The 20,578-nt window shown below is 62.0% G+C and carries 16 protein-coding genes and 2 pseudogenes; 4 read left to right on the top strand and 14 right to left on the bottom strand.

Annotated features, from left to right (window positions below; genetic code table 11):
• Positions 1–9: 9 nt before the first annotated feature.
• The 10 genes and pseudogenes from EB231_RS28755 to EB231_RS28710 all read right to left on the bottom strand — a co-directional run.
• Positions 10–198, bottom strand: a pseudogene (locus tag EB231_RS28755) (ribonuclease activity regulator RraA); the annotation flags it as partial.
• Positions 199–500: 302 nt separating this feature from the next.
• Entirely contained in the window at positions 501–1,028 is a 528-nt protein-coding gene (locus EB231_RS28750) for a cupin domain-containing protein (RefSeq protein ID WP_172351788.1), read from the bottom strand.
• Complete coding sequence (locus tag EB231_RS28745; protein WP_246741035.1) at positions 1,025–2,251, bottom strand: NAD(P)/FAD-dependent oxidoreductase; 1,227 nt, start codon at positions 2,249–2,251, stop codon at positions 1,025–1,027. The genes EB231_RS28750 and EB231_RS28745 overlap by 4 nt, the downstream gene beginning before the upstream one ends.
• Positions 2,252–2,328: 77 nt before the next feature.
• Complete coding sequence (locus EB231_RS28740; protein ID WP_172351786.1) at positions 2,329–4,020, bottom strand: hydantoinase B/oxoprolinase family protein; 1,692 nt, start codon at positions 4,018–4,020, stop codon at positions 2,329–2,331.
• Complete coding sequence (locus EB231_RS28735) at positions 4,017–6,080, bottom strand: hydantoinase/oxoprolinase family protein (RefSeq protein WP_172351785.1); 2,064 nt, start codon at positions 6,078–6,080, stop codon at positions 4,017–4,019. The genes EB231_RS28740 and EB231_RS28735 overlap by 4 nt, the downstream gene beginning before the upstream one ends.
• 85 nt (positions 6,081–6,165) lie before the next feature.
• Complete coding sequence (locus tag EB231_RS28730; RefSeq protein ID WP_172351784.1) at positions 6,166–7,119, bottom strand: ABC transporter substrate-binding protein; 954 nt, start codon at positions 7,117–7,119, stop codon at positions 6,166–6,168.
• Between the two features lie 123 nt (positions 7,120–7,242).
• A complete protein-coding gene (locus tag EB231_RS28725) occupies positions 7,243–8,238 on the bottom strand; it encodes an ABC transporter permease (protein ID WP_172351783.1) in 996 nt (331 codons plus the stop codon).
• 35 nt (positions 8,239–8,273) lie between these two features.
• Entirely contained in the window at positions 8,274–9,041 is a 768-nt protein-coding gene (locus tag EB231_RS28720) for an ATP-binding cassette domain-containing protein (RefSeq protein ID WP_172351782.1), read from the bottom strand.
• Positions 9,042–9,135: 94 nt separating this feature from the next.
• Positions 9,136–10,407 (bottom strand): M20 family metallopeptidase, encoded by a 1,272-nt coding sequence (locus tag EB231_RS28715; protein WP_246740745.1) that lies wholly within the window; start codon positions 10,405–10,407, stop codon positions 9,136–9,138.
• 158 nt (positions 10,408–10,565) lie between these two features.
• Positions 10,566–11,297 (bottom strand): GntR family transcriptional regulator, encoded by a 732-nt coding sequence (locus EB231_RS28710; RefSeq protein ID WP_172351780.1) that lies wholly within the window; start codon positions 11,295–11,297, stop codon positions 10,566–10,568.
• A gap of 197 nt (positions 11,298–11,494) precedes the next feature.
• On the opposite strand from EB231_RS28710, the gene EB231_RS28705 reads away from it, so the two are divergent.
• A complete protein-coding gene (locus EB231_RS28705) occupies positions 11,495–12,508 on the top strand; it encodes an SIS domain-containing protein (RefSeq protein ID WP_172351779.1) in 1,014 nt (337 codons plus the stop codon).
• Positions 12,495–13,304: a PfkB family carbohydrate kinase gene (locus tag EB231_RS28700; protein ID WP_172351778.1), complete on the top strand. Its 810-nt coding sequence runs from the start codon at positions 12,495–12,497 to the stop codon at positions 13,302–13,304. Before EB231_RS28705 ends, EB231_RS28700 begins: the two co-directional genes overlap by 14 nt.
• A gap of 255 nt (positions 13,305–13,559) precedes the next feature.
• Here the strand turns inward: EB231_RS28700 and EB231_RS35740 are convergent.
• The 4 genes and pseudogenes from EB231_RS35740 to EB231_RS28680 all read right to left on the bottom strand — a co-directional run.
• Positions 13,560–13,667, bottom strand: a pseudogene (locus tag EB231_RS35740) (hypothetical protein); the annotation flags it as partial.
• 288 nt (positions 13,668–13,955) lie between these two features.
• Positions 13,956–15,503, bottom strand: a complete 1,548-nt coding sequence (locus EB231_RS28690; RefSeq protein ID WP_172351777.1) for a hypothetical protein — start codon at positions 15,501–15,503, stop codon at positions 13,956–13,958.
• A 243-nt stretch (positions 15,504–15,746) separates the two neighbouring features.
• Entirely contained in the window at positions 15,747–16,799 is a 1,053-nt protein-coding gene (locus tag EB231_RS28685; protein WP_172351776.1) for a helix-turn-helix domain-containing protein, read from the bottom strand.
• Positions 16,800–16,807: 8 nt separating this feature from the next.
• Complete coding sequence (locus EB231_RS28680; protein ID WP_172351775.1) at positions 16,808–17,788, bottom strand: helix-turn-helix domain-containing protein; 981 nt, start codon at positions 17,786–17,788, stop codon at positions 16,808–16,810.
• 618 nt (positions 17,789–18,406) lie between these two features.
• On the opposite strand from EB231_RS28680, the gene EB231_RS28675 reads away from it, so the two are divergent.
• Together EB231_RS28675 and EB231_RS28670 are read left to right on the top strand one after the other, a co-directional pair.
• Positions 18,407–19,183 carry an META domain-containing protein gene (locus tag EB231_RS28675; protein WP_172351774.1) on the top strand — a complete coding sequence of 259 codons (777 nt, stop codon included), beginning with the start codon at positions 18,407–18,409 and terminating at the stop codon, positions 19,181–19,183.
• Positions 19,184–19,365: 182 nt separating this feature from the next.
• Positions 19,366–20,568 carry an alpha/beta hydrolase gene (locus tag EB231_RS28670; protein WP_246740744.1) on the top strand — a complete coding sequence of 401 codons (1,203 nt, stop codon included), beginning with the start codon at positions 19,366–19,368 and terminating at the stop codon, positions 20,566–20,568.
• The last annotated feature ends 10 nt before the right edge of the window (positions 20,569–20,578 follow it).

The following is a 20,578-nucleotide window of genomic DNA, read 5'->3' as shown; positions in this document are numbered from 1 at the left end:
CGCTGGCTGGTTGTGTTGGCGCTTTGCGCTGCGCCACGCCTCGTACTCTGCGCGGGCATCGTCATGCAGCGGATAATAGCGTTGCAGCTGCACGCCCTGCAGGAGCTTCTCGCGCGAGAACTCTTCCCAATCGTGGTGCTTCTTCGAGTCTTCGATGACCCGCGGCACCATTGCGACGGGAACCACCACCCCCCGCGAAACGGCAATCAGGGCGAGACGGTTGCCTGCGACTGCACGTCAAAATCGACCTGGCATCTCTGACCTACCGGAATTTGGTCATCGGGATTGGGAAGTTCCAATCGAACTCCGAACGTACCGCTGGCGGCGTTGAAGACCTTGTCCACCACGGTGACTGCTGCTCCACGCCGTGTCTGCTGCGCCTGCACGGCCTCGTCGGCCTCCGCCTGTGCCTTGGAGGATCGTGATGCCCTGCTTGGCGCCGGCAGTAGCTATGTTTCAGGCGCGATACTGGACGTCAACGGCGCCGTGTTTTTCAATAGCTAGGTGTACGCCGTCATGATGATCGGCCTGAACAGTTCCTTGACGTCGAGTTGCACGCAGTGCCCGGCGCCTTGCCAACAAGCTCCCCTTGCGCAAGCTGATATGCAACCGCGTCTGGCATGGGAACCAGGCATGAGCGATGACCAGAACTCGGCCGGCTGATCGTCACCTTCGTGGTCCCAGCGCAGGAAGCACTTCAATACGGGTTCGGGCTGGATCCAGCGGCAAGGCAGGCCGCGCGGTACCAAGGCCGACGTGCCAGGGCCGATCTCGTGCGTTGCTTCGTCGAGTTCAAACACGATCCGGCCGCGCAGCACGGTCAGCCACTCGCAGCCGCCAAACGCAAAGGGTTTTGTAGCAAAACATCCGCTGAGCCAGCTTCCCGCCGTGACGCGACCCGAATCTGCGAGCGTGCGATCGACCAGGCGGTGTCCCCGCTGCCAGACTTCGCCACCTTCGAGTATCAGTTGGAAAGGCAGATCCTCCTGACTTGGCAGATCGTCGAGGGGGATTGCCAGCGATGTCATCCAAAACGGTCCTTGAACGCGTACCAAGCGAAGGCAAAGGGTAGGAACCAGGGTCGGCCGCGGTAAAACGGCGCCGACGCAAATGGCATGCCATCGAGCGGCGTCAGCGTCTCGTTACCTTCACCAGCGGCCCGGCGGCCGAGCACATTGCCGAAATAGCTGGCCATCGCCACGCCGGTGCCGCAATATCCCATCGCATGATGGACCGCGCCGTCGCTGCCGATATGCGGCAGATGATCGAAGGTGTAGCCCACCAGCCCTCCCCACAGATATTGGCTGCGGACCCCGCGAAGCTCGGGAAAGAAGCGTTCCATGCGCGCGTGCATCTTGTGCCGCGAAGCCTCGGGGTCGCCTGGTCTGAAACGGACCCGGCTGCCGACCAGCACTCGCGTTCCGTCGGGGGAGGGGCGTGTATAGGTGACCAGCCTGCGGCTGTCGTAGCTCATGGCGCGGCGTGGATGAAGTTCGGCAACCAGCGCCTTGTCGAGGGCCTCGGTCGCGATCTGGACCGAGGCGATCGGAATGATCTGGCGACGCAAGCGTGGGGTGGCGGGGCCTGTTTGCGCATTGGTCGCAACGATGACCGAGCGGGCACGGATGGCCGCCCCGCCTGCAAGGCCGACCTGCACGCCGCTGGCCGATTGAGCTAGCGAAACGACCTCCTGCGCCCCATGGATCCGTGCGCCAGTCGCCATCACGCGTTCGGTCAAGCCGGCGACGTAGCGTCCCGGGTGCAGAGATTGCCAGGCGGGCATGAACACCCCGCCATGGAAATGATCGGTGCCGCAATAGCTGCGTTGATCTTGCTTGCGGACGAGCTCCACCGGGTTGCCGAGCGACTGTTGTTCTTCGGCCCATGCCGCGAGGCCCGTCATTGCCGACGGCTTATGTGCCCCGGTGAAATGACCGCAGGTTTCCAGATGGCAGTCGATGCCCTCCTGGGCGATCAACTGGTTTAGATAGCGTACGGCGGAGAAGCCGATGCCCAGAACCTGCCGGGCCTGTGTCTCGCCGATCCTGGCCGACAGTTCCGCCAGGCCTGGTTTCATGGATGTCGAAATATGACCGCCATTGCGTCCGCTCGCGGCAGAACCCGGATGCTCGCGGTCGAGCACGACGACATCGAGCCCGGCCTTGGCCGCGGCGAGCGCGGCGTTGAGCCCGGTGTAGCCGGCACCGACGACGACGAGATCGGCGCTCTTGGGTGGATCCGTGGCAGGCATCGCCGGCAAGGCGACACCTTCTTGCCAATATGGCTTTCCGAACGCACTGCTAGGCTGGCGCGCCTGGTCCATCCGTATCAGGCCCTCGCGCCGGTCGCCGGATCTACGCCGTAGAGGCTGCTTGCCGCGTCGGCGCTGATGAAGCCGGCGCGCAGGTCGGCCAAAACAGTCTCGATGGGGCGGCCGCGTGGATCGCCGCTACCCCCGCCGCCACCGCCGCGCATGGAGACGGTGCCGCCGGGCGGGATCGAGAAGTAGCCTTTGGAGGGCAGCGCCTCTTCCTTGCCGTCCGCGATCATCCAGACCGAACAGTTCGTGCCCGGCCGACCTTCGGCCAGAGGCCACGGCGGCGAGTCGGCCGCACTTTGTTCGACCTCGGTCTGCACGTCCATCGCCTTGCCGGAGATGTTTCGGTAATCGGCCCGGATTCCGAGGCCGCCGCGGAACTGCCCGGCCCCACCGCTGTCCTGGATCAATTCATAGCGGTCGATCCGCAGGGTGTAGTTGCTCTCGATGCTTTCGGCCGGAATGATCGCGCAATTGGATAGATGGACATCCATGCCGCTTGCCCCGTCGCGATCAGTCGCGGCGCCGGCACCCCCGGCAATGATGCCGAGCAGCACCGCGCTGTCGCCGGTCTTGGGAGAGACGCTTTCGCAGATGAAGACGGGGAAGCCGACGCACCAGCCCGCCGAGCCGCGCTCCGGAGCGATCTGGCCCATTGCATTGACCAACACGTCACAGAGCCGTTCGCAGGCGATATGCCGGTCTCCCACCGCCGCCGGATGCGCCGGGTTCACCGCCCCTCCCACCGGCGCAACGATCGTGACGGCGTCCATGACGCCTTCATTGACCGGAATGTCGTCCGGCAGGATGCAGGTCAACGCATACTGCACGGCGGAGCGGAGCGACGCCCAGGGAATGTTCATGCCGCCGGGCATCTGCTTGTCGCCGCGCGAAAAGTCGAAGGTGATGCCATCCTCCTCGAGCGTGACATCGACGACATAGCGGACGCGCGCGCCCGGCGTGATGCCATTGTCGTCGATTGCGCCTTCGGCGGTCCATGTGCCGTTGGGCAAGCTGGTAAGCTCGGCGCGCACGCGCTTGGCGGTGTAGTCGATCAGGCCGGAAAGGATTGCCCGCAACTCCCTCGGGCCGTAGGTCTTGCTCAGCTGGACAAAGCGATCCCGCCCAGCTCGCGCTGACGCAAGCTGGGCGCGCAGATCGCCCATGTTCTGATCAGGATGACGTACGTTCTGGTGTATAATATCGAAGATCGCCTGTATCGGCTGGCCGGCCTCGAACAGTTTGAGCGCGGGCAGCACGACGCCTTCCTGATAGAGCGACCGGCTGTCATAGGCGGCCGTGCCCGGCACGCGACCACCCCAATCTGCGTGATGCGCGATGGCGCCCGTGAACCCCACCAGGCCGCCGTCGGAGCCGAAGACGGGGACGAAGATGTTGATATCGGATGTATGTGCGCAACCCATATAGGGATGGTTGGTGATGAACACGTCGCCTTCGACGACATCATCGCCCCACTTCGCAAGCGTTGCCTGAAGCGCCGGCGCCATGGCGGCCATGAGGCCGGGAATGTCCAGTGCGCAAGCCAGCAGGCGTCCCCGCGAGTCAAACACGGCGCAGGAGTAGTCCCGCAGGTCCTTGATGACCACGCTCATCGCCGTGCGGCGCATGGCTGTGCCCATCTCCTCGGCAATGGTCTCGAGGGCATGGCGGACGACTTCGGTCGTTATCGGATCGTGCTTCATGCTTCCACCTTGGCCGGGGCGCGTTCGAGAACGATGTTGCCACCACCATCGACATGACCGGCGACGCCCGGCGTGACGATCACCGTCGCCTCGCGTTCCTCGATGATGGCCGGGCCTTCGAACGACGCGCCAGGCCGGAATTCACTTCGGTTGTAGACCGCCACCTCGCTCCAGCCGGTTTCCTTGAAGTAGACCCGGCGGAAGGACTGTGCTTCGGTTGGTTGGCGAGCGGGCGTCGGTCCGATCGGCTCGGCCCGCGCATGGCCCATCCGGCCGAAGGCTTCCAATGACAGCGAGACGACTTCGATCCTGCCTTCCGGATTGTTGTGTCCAAACTGGAACAGGTGAGCGTCATGGAAATCGGCGGCCAACCTATCCAGGGCTTCGGCCGAAAACTCTCCGGTGGGCAGCCTGATCTCGACCTTGTTGTCTTGGCGCATGTATCGAAGCTGCGCGGTCTTGACGAGGTCGATGGTCGCACCGGAAGGCATCCTGCGGTTCAGCCTGTCGACCGCTTGCGCATTCATCGGCGCGTAGACGTCGTCGAATTCGGTCGGCCGCATTGCATCCAGCGGCTTCTCGACCACGCGGATGAAATCGTATTTGACGTCGGAACTGGCTAGCCCGACTGCGGAGAAGATCCCCGCTCGTTGCGGAACGACCACGCGCCCGACCTCGACCAGCGCACCAACGGTGAGCGCATGCATGGCGCCGGCCCCGCCGAACGGCATCAGCGAGAAGTCGCGCGGATCATGGCCCTTGTTGACGCTGACCACCCGAACACCGCGCGCCATTGCGGCGTCGGCAATGTCCAGAATGCCCTGGGCAGCCTCCTCGATGCCGAGGCCAAGCGGCTTCGCAACGTGCTCGTCTACAGCCCTGCGCGCCGCAGCGACATCCAGCGTCATTTCGCCACCCAGGAAGCTCGACGGATCTATGCGTCCGAGCACGGCATGCGCGTCGGTCACCGTCGGCTGCGTTCCGCCACGGCCATAGCAGACTGGCCCGGGGATGGCGCCTGAGCTTTCGGGCCCGACCTTGAGCATGCCGGCGGCGTCGACCCGGGCAATCGAGCCTCCGCCAGCGCCGATCGTGTGGATCGCGAACTGGGGCACACGCAGCGGCCTGCCCTCGAACACGGATTCGCGTTCGAGCTCGGCGCGGGCATCCTTGATGAGGCATATGTCGGTCGAGGTGCCGCCCATATCGAATGTGATCATGTTGGCGTAAGGCGTCGCCTCGGCCAGCCGCTGGGCAGCCAGGACGCCGGCCGCTGGGCCTGACAGGATCATGCGATGCGCGTTGGCCGCCGTTTCCTCCGCTGTCATCACGCCGCCCGAGCTCTGCATGACATAGACCGGTGCCGTGAGCCCCTCGGCGACAACGCCTCGACTCATCTCTTCGATGTAGCGTGCCACCAGCGGTTCGAGCGTGGCGCTGATCGCGGTGGTCGAGGCGCGCGGGTATTCATTGATCTCGGGCGCGACGTCGGCGCTTACCATGACCGATACATCCGGAAGCGCGGCACGGATGGCCTTGGCGAGCACGCGTTCGTGCCGATCATTGCGGAAGCTGAATAGCAGGCAGATGGCGACCGAGCGCACCGATACCGAGCGGAGCTTCTCGATCAGCGCGTCGATCGCTTCCTTCGTCAGGGGCGTGTCGATGTCGCCCGCACGGCCGATCCGCTCCTCCACTTCGAAGACGAGCTCGCGTCGCACGATCGGAACTGGCTTCTGCGCCCTCAGATCGAACAACGACGGCCGCATCATCGAGCCGATCTCGAGAACGTCCCGGAAGCCCTTGGTGACCACCAGCGCCGTCGCCGGCAATTTACCTTCCAGCAGCGCGTTCGTCGCCACCGTCGAGCCATGGCAGAACAGACTGAGCGACGACAGATCGACGCCGTGCCGCGATTTGAGGACCTGCAGGCCGTTGACGATGGCTTGAGCTGGATTGGCGGGCGTGCTCGGGACTTTCTCCACCACCGCTCCATCCTCTCGCATGAGGATCAGATCGGTGAACGTTCCACCAATGTCTATTCCAAGCACGTTGCTCATGTCGGATGCGTGTTCCTGTATGTGGCCGCTGTTGCCCCCGGGATGACAGCGTTCACCCGGGGGCACCGATGATGTTACCGCCAGCTCAGATGCAACTGCCCTTGTAGAGGTACTTGGAGACTTCAGGCGTATCGATATTGGCCTTGGTTCCAATGATCGCACCGGTGGCGGCTTCCTTCTCCACCGCGCCGCCGTTGGCGACTTTTACGGCGTCTTCGACAGCCTGATATCCCATCGCATAGGGTTGCTGTATGACCAGTGCGTCGATCACACCCTCCTTGAGAAGCTCGATCTCGGCTTCGCTGGCGTCGACGCCAGCAAGAGAAACGGTGTCCGCCACGCCGGCATTGCGGATGGCGCCGGCAACGCCCATCGTGGGGTTCTCGGAAGGGGAGGCGACACCGACCAGATCCGGATTGGCCGAGAGCAGCGACGAGAACATGTTCTGCGCCTGCGACACCTCGTTGCCGGCATATTGGGTGCCGAGGAAGGTGATGTTCTTGAATTTCGCGATCTCTTCCCCGAACCCCTGGATACGCTGGTCGACCGTCGAGATTCCGGGGCTCGACCCCACCATTACGACCTTGCCATTCTTGTCACCGATCTGCTGGGCAAGCGCGCGGGCGAGCTGGCGGCCCACTTCGACATTGTCCGTGCCGATGCGCGCGGTCAGCATCGAGGTGTCGTCGAGCGTGGTGTCGATGGCGATCACCTTCACGCCCTGGCTCACGACGTCCATCAGCGGCGCGACAAGCGACGTGCGGTTGGTCGGGTCGAGCACGATGAAGTCGGGCTTGCGGGCCAGAACCGAGTTCAGAAGCGGCACCTGGTCTGCCGGACCGTAATTCTTGGCGGCCTGGATCTTGATGTCCGCGCCGAACTTTTCCGCGGCAGCCCGGGCACCGCAGGCAATGGCTTCGTGGAAGCCGATCTGGATACCGAGAACGAGTTCGACCTTTGGACGAACCTCCTGTGCATGTGACTGGCCGGCGAGCATCGCCATCACGGCTATCGCCATTCCCAACCGAGGCAATTTCATTGTGATCTCCATCTGGATGTTGGATTGGGGGCAGGTTGCTTCCGCCTCTTGGTGCTTCTTCTTGCCGTTGCGCGCGGGCAGGAGCCGGATCCGGACTTGCACACCGCAGGGAGGTCTCGTGCCTTATCGACTGCGGCTGTTGCGCCTCCACTGATCGACGAGGACAGCGGCAAGCAGGACGATGCCAACGGCCACTTCCTGCCAGAAACTCGGGAGACCGACGATGACCAGCCCGGAGGCCAGAACGACGGGGATCAGGACGCCGATCGAGGTGCCGAACATTGTTCCGACGCCGCCGAAGAGGCTTGCGCCGCCAAGTACGACCGCCGTGATCGCTTTGAGATTGTCCATCGAATGTCCGGCGATGGTCGTCGAGGCGAAACGCGAAAGCGTCAAGTAACCGGCCAAGCCTGCGCAAAAGCCTGAGATCGCGTAGACGACGATCAAATGACGCGTGACGTTGATGCCGGCGCGCTCGGCCGCCTGCGGGTTGGAGCCAATGGCGAAAGTATGCAGGCCGAACCGCGTACCGTGGAGAATGACGCCTGCCAGGACCGCGAAAGCGGCCGATATCAGAAAGATCACCGGTACGCCCATTACCCTGCCGATGCCGACGGAATTGACGAGCGAGCGCGGCACGCCTGTGATGTCGACGCCGCCCGAAAGCAACCGCGCGAGGCCGAGCGTGATGCCCATGCTTGCAAGCGTGACGATCAGCGGGGAGAGCTTGGTCTTGGCGACGAAAAAGCCGTTCACCAGCCCCCAGAGCGTCCCGCAGGCCATTGCCGCGGCAAGCCCGATCCAGGGCGCTAGCGGATGATCCACGCCGACAGCGCGCATGACCATCACCGCGCATACGCCGGACAGTACCAGAACGGAGCCGACCGAGAGGTCGATGCCGGCGGTTATGATGACGTAGGTCATGCCCACCGCAAGGAACATCATCATGGCTGACTCGATCGCCATGTTGCGGATATTGATGCCACTCAGGAAGGCATCCGGCCGCACGGCGACGAAAAAGCCCACGATGATGACGAGGGCGATGATGATCATCATTTCCGGTCGATCGACCATGATGCGGCGAAGAACCGAATTTCCTTCTGGCGCTGTGGGATCCATGGATACGGAAGTCTCCTTGCGGCGTTCGATGACCGTCACTGCGCCAGTCCTTCCATCTGCAACGAGCCGGTCATCGCGGCCACGAGATCGTCGGACTTGGCTTCGCCGCGATTGAACTGGGCCACGGTCGCACCGTGCCGCAGGACGACGATGCGGTCGGAAACCGCAAGCACGTCAGGCATCGAGTGACTGATGAGGACGACCGAAACGCCCTGGTCACGGACCCTCTGAATCAGACTCAGGACGTTGCGCGTCTGGGCAACACCCAGCGCCGCGGTTGGTTCGTCCATGAACACGACGCGCTTGGCCCAGATCAGCGCGCGCGCCACCGCGACGCCTTGGCGCTGACCGCCCGACAGATTGGCGACGGCGCCGCGTATGTCCTTCAGGTTTACGCCCAGATCCTTGAAACGCCGCTCCGTCTCGCCAAGCATGGCACGCCGATCCATGAAACCCAGTTTGCCGAGGATCCCGGCACGTGGGATCTCGCGTCCCAGGTAGATATTCTCTGCCGGGCTCAGGTCGACGGCGAGCGCCAGGTCCTGATAGACGGTCTCGATCCCGTGTTCGCGAGCGTCCTGGGGGGACTGGAAGGTGATCGGCTGGCCGTCGATGAGGATTTCGCCCCTGTCGATCCGCGTTACACCGGAGAGTGCTCTCGTCAACGTCGACTTGCCGGCACCGTTGTCCCCGATCAGAGCGACGATCTCCGCGGGATAGAGTTCAAGACTGGCGCCTTGGAGCGAACGGACATGGCCGTAGCTCTTGTAGACGTCCCGCGCTTCGAGAATCGGAGATACCATGCGGAGATATTCCTGTTCGGATTAACACGTGAGGCCCCGTGCGACCGGGCACCCTTGCGGCGAGCATGCGCCCCTTCGATGCGGGCGCTCGCAGTCAAGCCACACCGCACCACCTCATCATCGTTCGGGCGAGAATGCGCGCGCAGTCGGAGACTTCGGTCAACTGCACGAATTCGTTCACCGCATGCGCGCAGCGCAGGTCTCCCGGGCCCATGGCGGCAACCGGGATGCCTTTCTCCGCGATGAAGGAAGCGTCGCAAACGGCGTTGAAGGAATGGGTCTGCGCCAATCCGGCCGGCAGTGCGCCGAGCACGTCGGCGCGATCCGCCACCAGCGACTGGATGAGGGGATGGTCAGTCGACGTATCGAAAACCGGCCAGTGGCTCTCCCAGCGGAAGACCGGCGGATTATGCCGTAGCCAACTGTCGAGCTGCGATGCATGGTGCACGTGGTTCTCGATCTCGGCACGGATCGCCGCGGGCCTTTCGTTCGGCGGATACCAGACGAGGTAGCCAACGGTCGCGGATTCGGCGAGATATCCCACGCTCGGCACGCCGGCGTCGCCGTGGAAGACACCGGGCACCATGGAGAAGATGCCGGCTGGAAAGGCGGGGTGCGACTTGGTGATGCCCCATTCCTGCTCGAGCTGCTGCAAGGCCTGTACGACCAGCATCGCCTTTTCGACGGCATTGACACCCGCGGCGTTGCCTTCGCCGCCCGCCCGGATCGAAGGACCGCGATTGCCGGAATGCGTGCCGTAGCCCTTGACGTCGATCTGCAGGTTGAAGTTTCCGGCCGACACAGCGGTCACCGAAAGCGGCCGTGGCTGCGAAGTGGGCTCGACGACGATCGCGGCGTCGCCGCCGAAACCCGCATCGAGAACCGACGAGGTGCCAAGCTCGTGGCTCATTGTTTCTTCGCCGACGACCGCATGGATCTGGAGTTCGCCCTTCAGTCTTACGCCGGCCGCATCAAGCGCGGAGGCGGCGAGTGCTGCGGCGACGAGGCCGGATTTCATATCGGTCGAGCCGAGGCCGTAGAGGCGGCCATCCTTGATTGTGGCCGACCAGGGATTGCCGTCGAGCCATTCGGATGGCCGGAACGGCGCGACCGTGTCGACATGGCCGTTGATGAACAGCGACCGCCCGCCGCCGGTACCTGATTTGCGCATGACGGTGTTCTTGCGCTCCGGATCGTGAGCAACGGTCTCGGACGCAAAGCCGAACCGGGACAGATGATCGGCAAGCATCGCGCCGCAGGCAGTCTCTCCGCCGATCACGTCTTCCCGGCGGATTCCGGGGAATAGCGGATTTATGCTGTTGGTCGCGACCAGGCGCCGCAGGAGCGAGATCGCTTCGGGCAGCATCGCTTGGATCTTCGCGTCAACCAGGGTCGACGGGTCGTGATTCAAAGCTGTCGCCGTGTAATCCATGCAATCTGTTCCCCTGGCGCTGATTTCGGTGATCGCGCTCAGGCATAATGGAACTCGTTGTCAGACATCTGTCAAGTTATTTTGTCGAGGTCCTATTTTCTGAGCAAGCTGAAAGCAAAGTGGCTGCCCTTGTGGAAATCAACCGCATGGCTCACCGACAGGCCCGAATCCGTGAACGTGGTTTCCTCGATGACGAGCGCCGGACCGAAGTCGCGAAGGTCGTGCCGCTCGATGACGTCCTGCGGCAGCAATTCCGCCCGCACCATTGCCGACGACATACGGGGCCGTGCCCCGTAGCCCTCCAGGACATCCAGCAATGAGCCGGACCAGTCGACGTCGAAGATTCGGTCGCTGACGACGTCGCGGCGCACGAAATCGAGGCAATAGACGACAGGCTCGCGCTCATGCAGCCGCAGGCGCTCAAGGCGGATAATCGTCTGGCCTGCCTCGAGGCCGAGAAGGCGCATGATATCGCGCTGCGGTTTCTCCTCCTGGATCGATAAGAGCTTGTTTTCCAAGGCATAACCGTAATGCCCTGCCATCTGTGTGATGCTCTCGAATTTGGTGATTGGTCGGTCGACATGTAGCGAACCGGCCGCGGTCAGGTAACGGCCGCGACCATGCTCCACGCGGATGAGACCATCCTGTTCAAGCAATTTGAGCGCTTCGCGGATGGTCGGCCTTGAGCCACCGAAGGTCTCCTTGATCTCCGCTTCGGTCGGGATCTTCCCACCCGGCCGTACTCCCGTCTCCATGATAAGGGCCCGTATTTGATCCCTGAGCTGTAGCGCCACCGTTTTGCCGGTGCGTCCGTTCTCCAGCATTTCATGCCCTCCCGCTCATTGGCGAACAATTGCGAGATGTGACAGGTTTCGGCCCGGCGCACAATGTCGTGGATGTCTGACGTCAGGTCGTTTGGTGTGGTCCTCTTGACTTGCGATTGAGACTCGATCATCAATGTTGTCAGACAACATGGGTGTGCGAGGTCATGATTGTGACCCCGACATGGACGAGGACCACGATGCTGAATTTCGACAGGGAACGCTTTCTGAAGATCCAATCGGGTGCCGTTGCCCTTGCGGATGGACTCGAGAAGACCATTGGCCGCCTGATCGAGGCGGGCGCGCCGAACATTCATTTCCTCGGGGCTGGCGGTGCGGCCATCCTCATGCAGCCGGCCGTGCAACTCCTCAGGCGCAAGAGTACGTTCCCGGTCTTCTCGGACAATCTCGCGGAACTCATGGCCGGCAGCTCGGTCAACCTGACCAAGGGTTCGATTGTGATCCTGCCTTCGCTCTCGGGCACCACAAAGGAGAGCGTCGAGTTTCTCGACTTTGCCAAGAGCCAGGGAGCGACGATCCTGACCCTCGTCGGCCATGCAAATACGCCGCTGGGCAGGGCCGGCGACCATGTCTTTGTCAATTTCGCGGCTGACGACACATCATCCGAAAGCTTTTACATGCAGTCGCTGATCGTGGCGCTGGCAGTGATGAAGCATCGCGGTGAACTCGATAATTACGACGCGTTGTTGACCGAGATGAAGCAAATGCCGCAGGTCCTGCTGGCCATGAAGGAGGCCTTCGAGCCGCAGGCCGCCGAGTTCGCGAGAACGATGGCTGCGAGCGACTACCACATCTTTACCGGCGCTGGTAACGTCTGGCCCGAAGCCTTCTATTTCGGCATGTGCATCCTGGAAGAGATGCAGTGGATCAGGACGCGTCCCGTTCATGCGTCCGACTTTTTCCACGGTACGCTCGAACTCGTCGAAAAAGGGGTCAGCGTGGTGCTGCTCAAGGGCGAGGATGTGGCGCGACCTCTGGCCGACCGCGTTGAGCGCTTCGTACCGCAGGTCGGCGGCAGCCTCACTGTGCTCGATACGGCCAGCCTGCCGGCTCGGAACATCTCGGCGGAGCTTCGCGGCCTGATGTCGCCGGCCTTCCTCGCAACCGTGCTCGAACGCGCCGCGGCCCATCTGGAAGTGCTGCGCAACCATCCGCTGACAACCCGGCGCTACTATCGTCGTGTCGCTTACTAAGCGCCGTCCGCGCATCGCCGCCGTCGGCGACAACTGTATCGACATCCTCTTGCCACCCATTGGCCGGCGCCTGGTGGGGGGCAATGCGGTGAACGTTGCCGTGCAACTGGCGCGGCTCGGCGCGGAAGTCTCCTATTACGGGGCTGTCGGCAAGGATGATCAAGGCGGTCAGGTCGCCTCGGCATTGATCGGCAACGGTGTCGGCGTGGACCATCTGGTCCAGCGGCCGATGGTCACCTCCCATACCGTTATCTCGGTCGATGCGGACGGTGACCGGCACATGGACTTCGAGGATTTTGGCGCGTGCGATGGTTATGCGCCTGATGCCGCCGCTTTTGGCGAACTCCTGAGCATGGACCACGTTCACATCGGTTGGCTCAACGACGGCGGTGATCTGCGCAGGCGGCTCGCCGGGGCGAGTGTATCGGTCTCGCAAGATGTTTCCGTCAATGCCGATCCGCGGCATCTCGGTGTCGACGGGTTGACCGTCGTCTTTGCGTCCTGCCGTGGGGACCACGGCCAGGCCGCCGTCCAGGCGGCTGATCTCCTGGCTCGTGGAGCGCGCAATGCCGTCGTGACGAGAGGAGCTGCGGGCAGCTCGATCTTCTGGGCCGGATCGGCCTTCGAGCGCCCCGCTGAGCCGGTCATTCCGCTTGATACAACCGGCGCCGGAGACAGTTTCGCCGCGGGCTTCATGTTCGGCATCTTGACCGGGCAATCGGTGCGCGACGCCTCTGATCTCGCCGCCAGGGCAGCTTCGGCCACCTGCCTGCACCTGGGCGGATTCCCGCAATAGGCTCATTCGAGGCATTCGACCGCCGCCACGCGATCCGGGACCAAGAGACCTGGCGCGCCGCCTTCGCTTCGATGGCTCGGATCCGCTGAACGGGGGCGAAAAGGACCAAAGAACGGACAGCAGGTCCAACGATGTCGTTCCGTTCGGCCCGATGCACGTCAGCGGCCGACGGAACCAGGCCGGCTTGCGCGGCCTCGCGCGCATCGGTGGGCTGATGCCGAATTCTCGCCGGAATGTACGACTGAACTGGGAATGGTCCGGCATCCCCAAATCGTCGGCGATCTTGACAATCGGCTTCCTGTTGCATGGATCGCTCAGTTGCGCAAAGCTGCTCCAGCAGGCGCATGCGCTGTAAATGGACACCTGCTTTCGATCACATCACTCCCGGCTTTCCGCGAGGCGGAAGGCGGCCATGGATTACGCAGCCAGAGCCGTGTGACCGCGTTCCTCGAGGCTCCTGCCTCCCAACACGCTGTTCAGGAATGCCTGGCGCTCATTCGAGGACAAATCATCGCAGGCATCTGTGCTTGGAATGCGGGACACCCCAAACCCAGAGAGTTCAGAAGAGCCTGATCGTGCCCTCCGCAGTGCTTTTCCAGGGCACGCGCGATTTGATCCCACACCCAGCCGGCGACCGCCGCACTCGCGTCGTCAGGCGGATCCTGCGAATCCCAGATCATCCCGGATTACCGTCATCGGACCGATGGGCAACACCTCTGCCTGGGCCAGGTTGAGTTTTACAAAGCCGATCTTGTTTTTCCAGACCGTACGAAGGAAATCCTCGAACGCATTGATGGTTAGTTGCTCGCCGGGGCAGCGCCGGTAGCCGAAACCAAAAGGCGCGAAACCGGCATGGTCGCACACCGGCAGGGGGTTGCCATCGGCGACACCAAAAACGGTTCCGAACGCGCTGTTGTGCATTGATGCCTTCCGGCCGTCCTTCACGTCGAAGCTGGTTTTCTCGAAGGGACACCGGGCCATCCCGATTCGCTCGACATGCTTTTCGTCGACCTGTGCGCTCGTCGGGACACGCTCGTATCGTGACGGATCGAACTCCTCCGGATTCTTCCAGTGAACCGGGTCGAGGCTGGTCGAGGTGTGAGGGCTGATGATGTAGCCGGACCGCTCGAACGCAGGCGGAGAAGTTTCCTGTAACGACGAGATGCTGCCGCTGTTCGGCGAGATGATGCGGAAAAGCTCCATGACGAAACGATCGAGTGGGCTGAACGAGGATTCGCCGGCGCTATCAAAGCTGCCCTTCATCGTCTTTGCAAACGACGCCCGTGTGTCCGGGTCGCCGGTCGCCGTGCCGAGCCTCAGCATCATGTTGTAGAGCGAGTTGCCCCACTGGCTGAACGCCACAAAGTTGTGAAAGCACTCAAAGACCACGTCCTTGTGAGCGAAATTGTCGTCACCTTCGCCGTTCTTGAGCCAGTACCAGGCAAATGTCTTTTGTGGGTGGGGCGTCTTTCCCGTCTCGAGATCGGCAAGCCGCTCGCCAATCCAGGACTTCAGGAAATCGAGATTGTCCCGGACGACCATGTAGTTTTCGTAGACGATGCGTTGGGTTGGATCGAGATAGGCGAGAACCGTGTTGAAGCTCATGCCGATCTGTCGCACCTTCGCGGGTATTGCATCGCCGCTGACCCCGAGGTGCAGGTCCCAGTACATGTCCCAGAACGTATCGAGGTACAGGCGCATCAACGGCTTGCCGGCATTGCCCTTCGACAGCAGGCCTTCAAAGAAGGCGGTCACCTTGGCGCTGTACATCTCCTGATAGAGATCCGGTGTGACGGCGCTCATGTAGATGCGCTTGCGGCGATTGTCTGGGCCGCGCTTGTCCAAGCCCTGAAGGAAGACGGTTACGCCTTTCTCCGGAGCGGGCCGCCAACTCTCGCTGATCAGGCCCCACAGATATGTGGGAAGGGCATTCTCCTTGCTCAGCGCCTCATCGATCATGGGCAGCATCGCACGCTCCCCCTGATAGACGCTGACCAGGAAGAAGGGAAGGATTGCGTTTTCGATATAAGCGGGATCGAAGTCCCGAGAAAAACGGCTTCGAAGCTGGGCGGCGGAGTTTTCAAGGTCCGTGACGGTGAGGGGCTGGCGGTCGGTGGTGGCCGCATGTGAAAAGACAGGATCTACGGATAGTCCGGCAACGGCAGCCGCGCTCCCAGTCAGAAATGTGCGTCTTTTCATTCGGTAGCTCCCTAGGCAAGGTTCCGAAGAAGCATATTTCTCATCGCGAAAAGTCGAAAGCCATGGAGTTCGAGATTTACGGCGATTAGCCATCGATCCGATAAAAATGGACTCCACGCATAGGGTTGGGATAAATTGGACAGACTGCAGAATTACTGGCTACACTTCAAATCAGCCCGGAATGGCGCATCTAGGACGCGGCAATTACCCATTGATCGCCGCAACGCGTTCGCTCACGCGTGCCTACAGTTGGCGGCCAAGCAGATAGTTGCTGGCCAGAAGGCTGTTTAGGGAAGGTCTGTCGTCGTTGGGTCGCTCGGCCAGGGGCGGATGCTTGATGCCCAGCCAGCCTGCCTCGCGCGCCTCCTTGGGTGAGATGCCAAACTCTCTCCTGAATGTTCGGCTGTATGTGGAAGGGTCTACAAAGCCCCATTCCTCGGCGATGCTGGAGATGGGGCGTCCGTCCGTGCTGTCGCCCAGGACGTCCCTTGTCCTCAGCAGCCTTTGACGCCGGATGTAGTGCGAGACGCCTCCAGCCGGTTCGAAAATCCGATAGAGGCGCGAGCGTGAGATGCTGAGTTCCTGGCAGAGCCTTTCCGGCGTCAGGTCCCGATCGGCAAGCCTGGCGGCAATGAGCTTGTTGGCGCGGGCCATGATGACGGAATCGATCGGTTCCTGGGCCTCGGAAAAGTGATCCCGGGACGGGGAGATGCAGGCGGCGAGCAGGCTGGTGGTCGCCGCCGCGATATAGGGAACGTCGTTCTCCGTGCGGTTTGGAAGGGAATGATAAAGCAGCAGGATGTAATCGGCGACGAACGCCGCCATCTCCTGGCGTATGTCCAGCGTGAAGGGCTGCGAGAACGCGAAGTCTCGCGGAAGGAACAGGCAAATCACGCCATCATCCTCGCCCTGACCCTGATGCGGTGTCGCCAGGCACTGCCAGCGCAACGGTCCAGTCCGGGGTTGCCCGCCGTCTGAAGGGATTGTTTGCGGCACGCAGAGAAGCCAATGATCGAAGACCGGATTCTTCTTGCTGCTCCAGCGGCGATGATAGCCGGTTCCGGGATATTCGATGCAGGCCAGGACGAGGCCGCCCAGCTGCCACACCCGCTCGCGCGCGGCGAACGAACCGAACTTGTCCCGGAGCAATTCGATGTCGGCAATGTTGGCGTGCCAGCTTCGATAGAGGTCGAACTGTTCAGCGGGCGGCGCCGAAGAGGTGTCGATGTCGACGGCGCACCTCAGAGGCTCCGTGGTGCCGATCCTGGCGCTTCCGCTGATAATGCGTGCCTGCATGAGACAACTCATCGCTTGGAAGAAAGTGACAGCCCCAGGGAATTGTTGATGAGAAGGGTGCCCAGGGTGCCGACACCGTCGATCGGCTGGTCGATGCTCAGCCAGGTGGAGTGCTTGATGCCTTGCCATCCGAGCTCGCGCGCCTCCTTGGGAGACACGCCGAACTCCAATTTGAACATCCGGCTGTAGGTGGAGGGATCGGTGAAGCCCCATGCCTCGGCAATGCTGGAGATCGTGCGCCTGTCCGAACTGTTGGCCAGGGCATCGCGTGTCTTGAGCAGCCGCTTGCGGCGCACATAGTTGGCCACTCCGCCCGCCGGCTCGAAAATCCGATAGAGGCGCGAGCGTGAGATGCCGGCCGCGCGGCACAGCTTGGCGGGCGTCAGATCGGGGTCGGTCAGCCTTTCCACGATGGTTTTGGCGATGCGCGCGATGGTGACGGCGTCTGCCGGTCCCTGCGCGGCCGCGAGATGATCCTTTGAGGGCGTCAGTGCCGCCGCGAAGAGATTGGCGGTCGCCGTGACGATGTGCGGCAGGTCTCCTTCCTTCAGATTGGGGAGAGAGCGGTAGAGAAGGATGGCGTAGTGGGCCAGGAAGGCCAACGTCGCGTCGCTCGCTTCGATTTTTGACGAGCGGGTCGCCGGCCATGTGCGCGGCAGGAAGAGCGTGACGGTCAGGTCATCGTGGATCACCGCGACATCGGGCAGGGCCAGGCACCGCAGGCGGGGCTTTCCAGGGGGCATCTTCCCGCCACGGGATCGTGCAACCGGCGCGGACAGGACCCAATGGTCCAGCAGCGGCCGCTTGCGATGCTCCCATCGGACGTCGTAGCCGGAACCGGGAACTTCGATTGTGCCCAGTGCCAGATCTCCCAATTGCCACACCTGATGATGGGCCGGGAACAGGGGCTGTTCGGCACGAAGAAGCTGCATCTCGGCAACCCCGGCGTACCAGGTCCGGAAGAAATCGAACTGTTCGGCTGGAGGCACCGACGAGGTGCTCTGCTCGATGGCGCATCTCAGAGGCTCGGCAGCGTAGGGATCGCTGGGAATGCCGGCTGCGCTTACTCTTGCGTCCATGACAAAACTCCTGTCACGCATGAGAGCTGCCATGATCTGGGCAGTTCATTGCGCGACAGGCTGATTTCCCGCAAAGGAAAACCAACAATAAATTGGATCGTCAACCTGCCGCCGCGGATGAGATCGGATTGAAGTAACTCTAAGCCCGCACTGCGTTTTTTTGGAATATGCCGTGAATCCCAAACGTGGATCCCACGTTTATTTCTTGTACTTCGGAATGAGGTTCATCAAGCAACAACTGGACCTCTCGTGGCTCACAGAGAGGACGCAAAGTCATGTTTCGGATCGTTGAGGTTGTTGGCTCCGGGAAGACCATCGCACAGACAGTCGTCGTTTTCTGCCTCCGATGACGCCGGGAGCGAGCAGATGTCGGAGGTAGGCTCTTCCCACTGGAAATCCGGCGAGTGCGCTGGCCATCCCAACTCTAGGCATCCCGTCCATTTTTTCAGTTCCGGGCTTTGTTCTCCAGCCGGTAGCGTGGACTCTCAATCGGACATGGGACATTCGGTTTGAACAACCGTTGGTGATTTGACCGTCATTCGGCTGGTACTGACCCGCGCTCAGAAAAATATGGTCGGCTGGCGATCATGGGAGGTAGCAATTCTGTCCGGAAAATCGTGCTCCCCCTTCAGGATCGCCGTGCCATTCTTGGCCTTCTGCCTTGCAGTCGCAGACAGTGCCGAGGCTGCCACCTTGACGGCGCGCGGCAACGAACCCGGTTGGCAAGTCGTGGTGTCCGACAAGGCGATTTCCTTTCGTGCCCTGGAGGGAGAGACCTTCACGATTGAACCGGTGCCGCAGCCCACAACACAGGACGTTACCGATGTATACACCGCGACTGTTGATGGCCGACACTTCACGCTGACGATTGCGGAAGCGGTATGCGCCGACACGATGACGGGAATGCCATATCCGAAAACCGCGACCGTGACGGTGGATGACCGCAAGTTGGCAGGGTGCGCCGGCGAACCGGCAGACCTGCTCCGCGGGGATTGGCCTGTCGAAATGATAGCCGGATCGGCCCTTGTCGCGGGATCCCAGCCCAACCTTGCCTTCGATCAGGACGGAAGCATCCACGGGAATGGCTCGTGCAACCGATTTCTTGGCAAATTCACCGTGAGCGGGGAAGGTTTGACGATTTCAGAGACGGGCGCATCCATGATGATGTGCGATCAACCGCTCATGGACCAGGAGCGCAATCTTCTGGCCGCCCTCGAAGCGGTTCGTCGCTTCGAGGTCGCATCGACAGGGCAATTGCGGCTTCTCGGCAAGGACGGCCAGACGCTCGTAAGCCTGGGGAAATAGACTCTCTTCGCGCGGAGAGCCCTAACACCGGGCGGCCTGGGTGGTTACGCAGCGAAAGGTATAGGCAATGACGACTTCATCAAGAACTCAGTGCTCCATCCTTCACTAGTGGCACGGCTATTATGTGTTTCCAGTCTGTCATCGCCGCACGCGCAAATTGAAACGGGTCACGGGACAGCCACATGGTCGGTGCCGTCAACCGCATGAAGAAAACCGCGATACGGCTCGTTCCGGTCATCTTGTTGGCGGCGCTTCCGCAGGGTTGCGCCGGTCCAAGGGCCGCCACTGGCCTTGCCTCTCCCACTCAGTCCGATGCGCGGTACCTGTCGACGATCCCCTTTCTGGTAGCCACTACGCGTGCAGCGTCCGCCACTGCCGAACCGCCTTACTCTCGTGATCGCTCTTTGGCGTTGAATTTTTCGCAGGTGAACGTTCTCGTGCCGGCGGCCCATAGACCCGGTTCGGTCGAGACTTCATCTGATGTCCCCGATCCGGCCCGCCATTTCTCGGCACGCAATCTCACCCGCATTGCCGACAGAAAGTCATTCCTGTCCCTGTTGAACGCGCGACTGGCGGAGCGCCCCCCATCACAGCGGGAAATTTTGATCTTCGTTCACGGCTACAATAACAACTTTGCGGAGGGCTTGTTTCGCAACGCCCAGATCGTTCACGATTACAATATTTCTTCCGTGCCGCTGCATTTTTCGTGGGCGTCCGCCGCATCCTTCAGCGGTTACCTCTTCGATCGAGACAGCGCTCTGCTGGCCAGGAACGGCCTTGCCGAAACGATCGAAATCGCGGCGCGGTCCAATGCGAGCGGGATCGTCATCGTTGGCCATTCAATGGGCGCCTATGTCGTGATGGAGGCGCTGCGGACCTTGGCATTGAGAGGCGAGAGCCGCGTTTTCCCGAGAATCCGTGGCGTCATGCTGGCCGCCCCGGACATCGATCCGGATGTCTTCAGCAGCCAGGTCAATGATATTCCCGTGCTTCCGCAGCCGTTTACCATCATCGTTTCGCGTCGCGACCGGGCATTGAATATCTCTAGGCGCCTGACGGGCGGCGGCCACAGGATCGGCAGCGGCTTCAATATTCCGCTTCTCCAGAAGAAAAATGTTCAGGTGATCGACATCTCCGACGTCGATGGTGGCGGACACAGCGGGTTCGCGAGTTCGGGCACGCTGATCAAACTGCTGGGCTCCAACCGTCTCCTGCGCCGGCTGATAACCGACGAAGACGCAACTGCCAACGCCAAGGTTTCGGAGGCGGGACAGGCCGTATTCGAAAATGCCGCCCTGGCGGTCCACCTGCCGGTCAGAATTCTGGAGGGACTGAGCACTGGACAATCTCGGCCGGCTTCGAATGGTGGCAATGTGTCGAGATAAGCTCAAAGGA

The sequence above is a fragment of the Mesorhizobium sp. NZP2298 genome, from assembly GCF_013170825.1.
Taxonomy (GTDB): Bacteria; Pseudomonadota; Alphaproteobacteria; order Rhizobiales; family Rhizobiaceae; genus Mesorhizobium.
The sequence above is the reverse complement of the archived record's forward strand: the minus strand, read 5'-3'. Positions and strand labels throughout refer to the sequence as shown.

Coding starts and splice junctions, on each gene's coding strand:
- EB231_RS28690 (WP_172351777.1), bottom strand. CDS start 15,503: ATGAAAAGACGCACATTTCTGACTGGGAGCGCGGCTGCCGTTGCCGGA.
- EB231_RS28715 (WP_246740745.1), bottom strand. CDS start 10,407: ATGCTGCCCGAAGCGATCTCGCTCCTGCGGCGCCTGGTCGCGACCAAC.
- EB231_RS28725 (WP_172351783.1), bottom strand. CDS start 8,238: ATGGATCCCACAGCGCCAGAAGGAAATTCGGTTCTTCGCCGCATCATG.
- EB231_RS28740 (WP_172351786.1), bottom strand. CDS start 4,020: ATGAAGCACGATCCGATAACGACCGAAGTCGTCCGCCATGCCCTCGAG.
- EB231_RS28720 (WP_172351782.1), bottom strand. CDS start 9,041: ATGGTATCTCCGATTCTCGAAGCGCGGGACGTCTACAAGAGCTACGGC.
- EB231_RS28730 (WP_172351784.1), bottom strand. CDS start 7,119: ATGAAATTGCCTCGGTTGGGAATGGCGATAGCCGTGATGGCGATGCTC.
- EB231_RS28735 (WP_172351785.1), bottom strand. CDS start 6,080: ATGAGCAACGTGCTTGGAATAGACATTGGTGGAACGTTCACCGATCTG.
- EB231_RS28685 (WP_172351776.1), bottom strand. CDS start 16,799: ATGCAGGCACGCATTATCAGCGGAAGCGCCAGGATCGGCACCACGGAG.
- EB231_RS28710 (WP_172351780.1), bottom strand. CDS start 11,297: ATGCTGGAGAACGGACGCACCGGCAAAACGGTGGCGCTACAGCTCAGG.
- EB231_RS28670 (WP_246740744.1), top strand. CDS start 19,366: ATGGTCGGTGCCGTCAACCGCATGAAGAAAACCGCGATACGGCTCGTT.
- EB231_RS28745 (WP_246741035.1), bottom strand. CDS start 2,251: ATGCCTGCCACGGATCCACCCAAGAGCGCCGATCTCGTCGTCGTCGGT.
- EB231_RS28750 (WP_172351788.1), bottom strand. CDS start 1,028: ATGACATCGCTGGCAATCCCCCTCGACGATCTGCCAAGTCAGGAGGAT.
- EB231_RS28705 (WP_172351779.1), top strand. CDS start 11,495: ATGCTGAATTTCGACAGGGAACGCTTTCTGAAGATCCAATCGGGTGCC.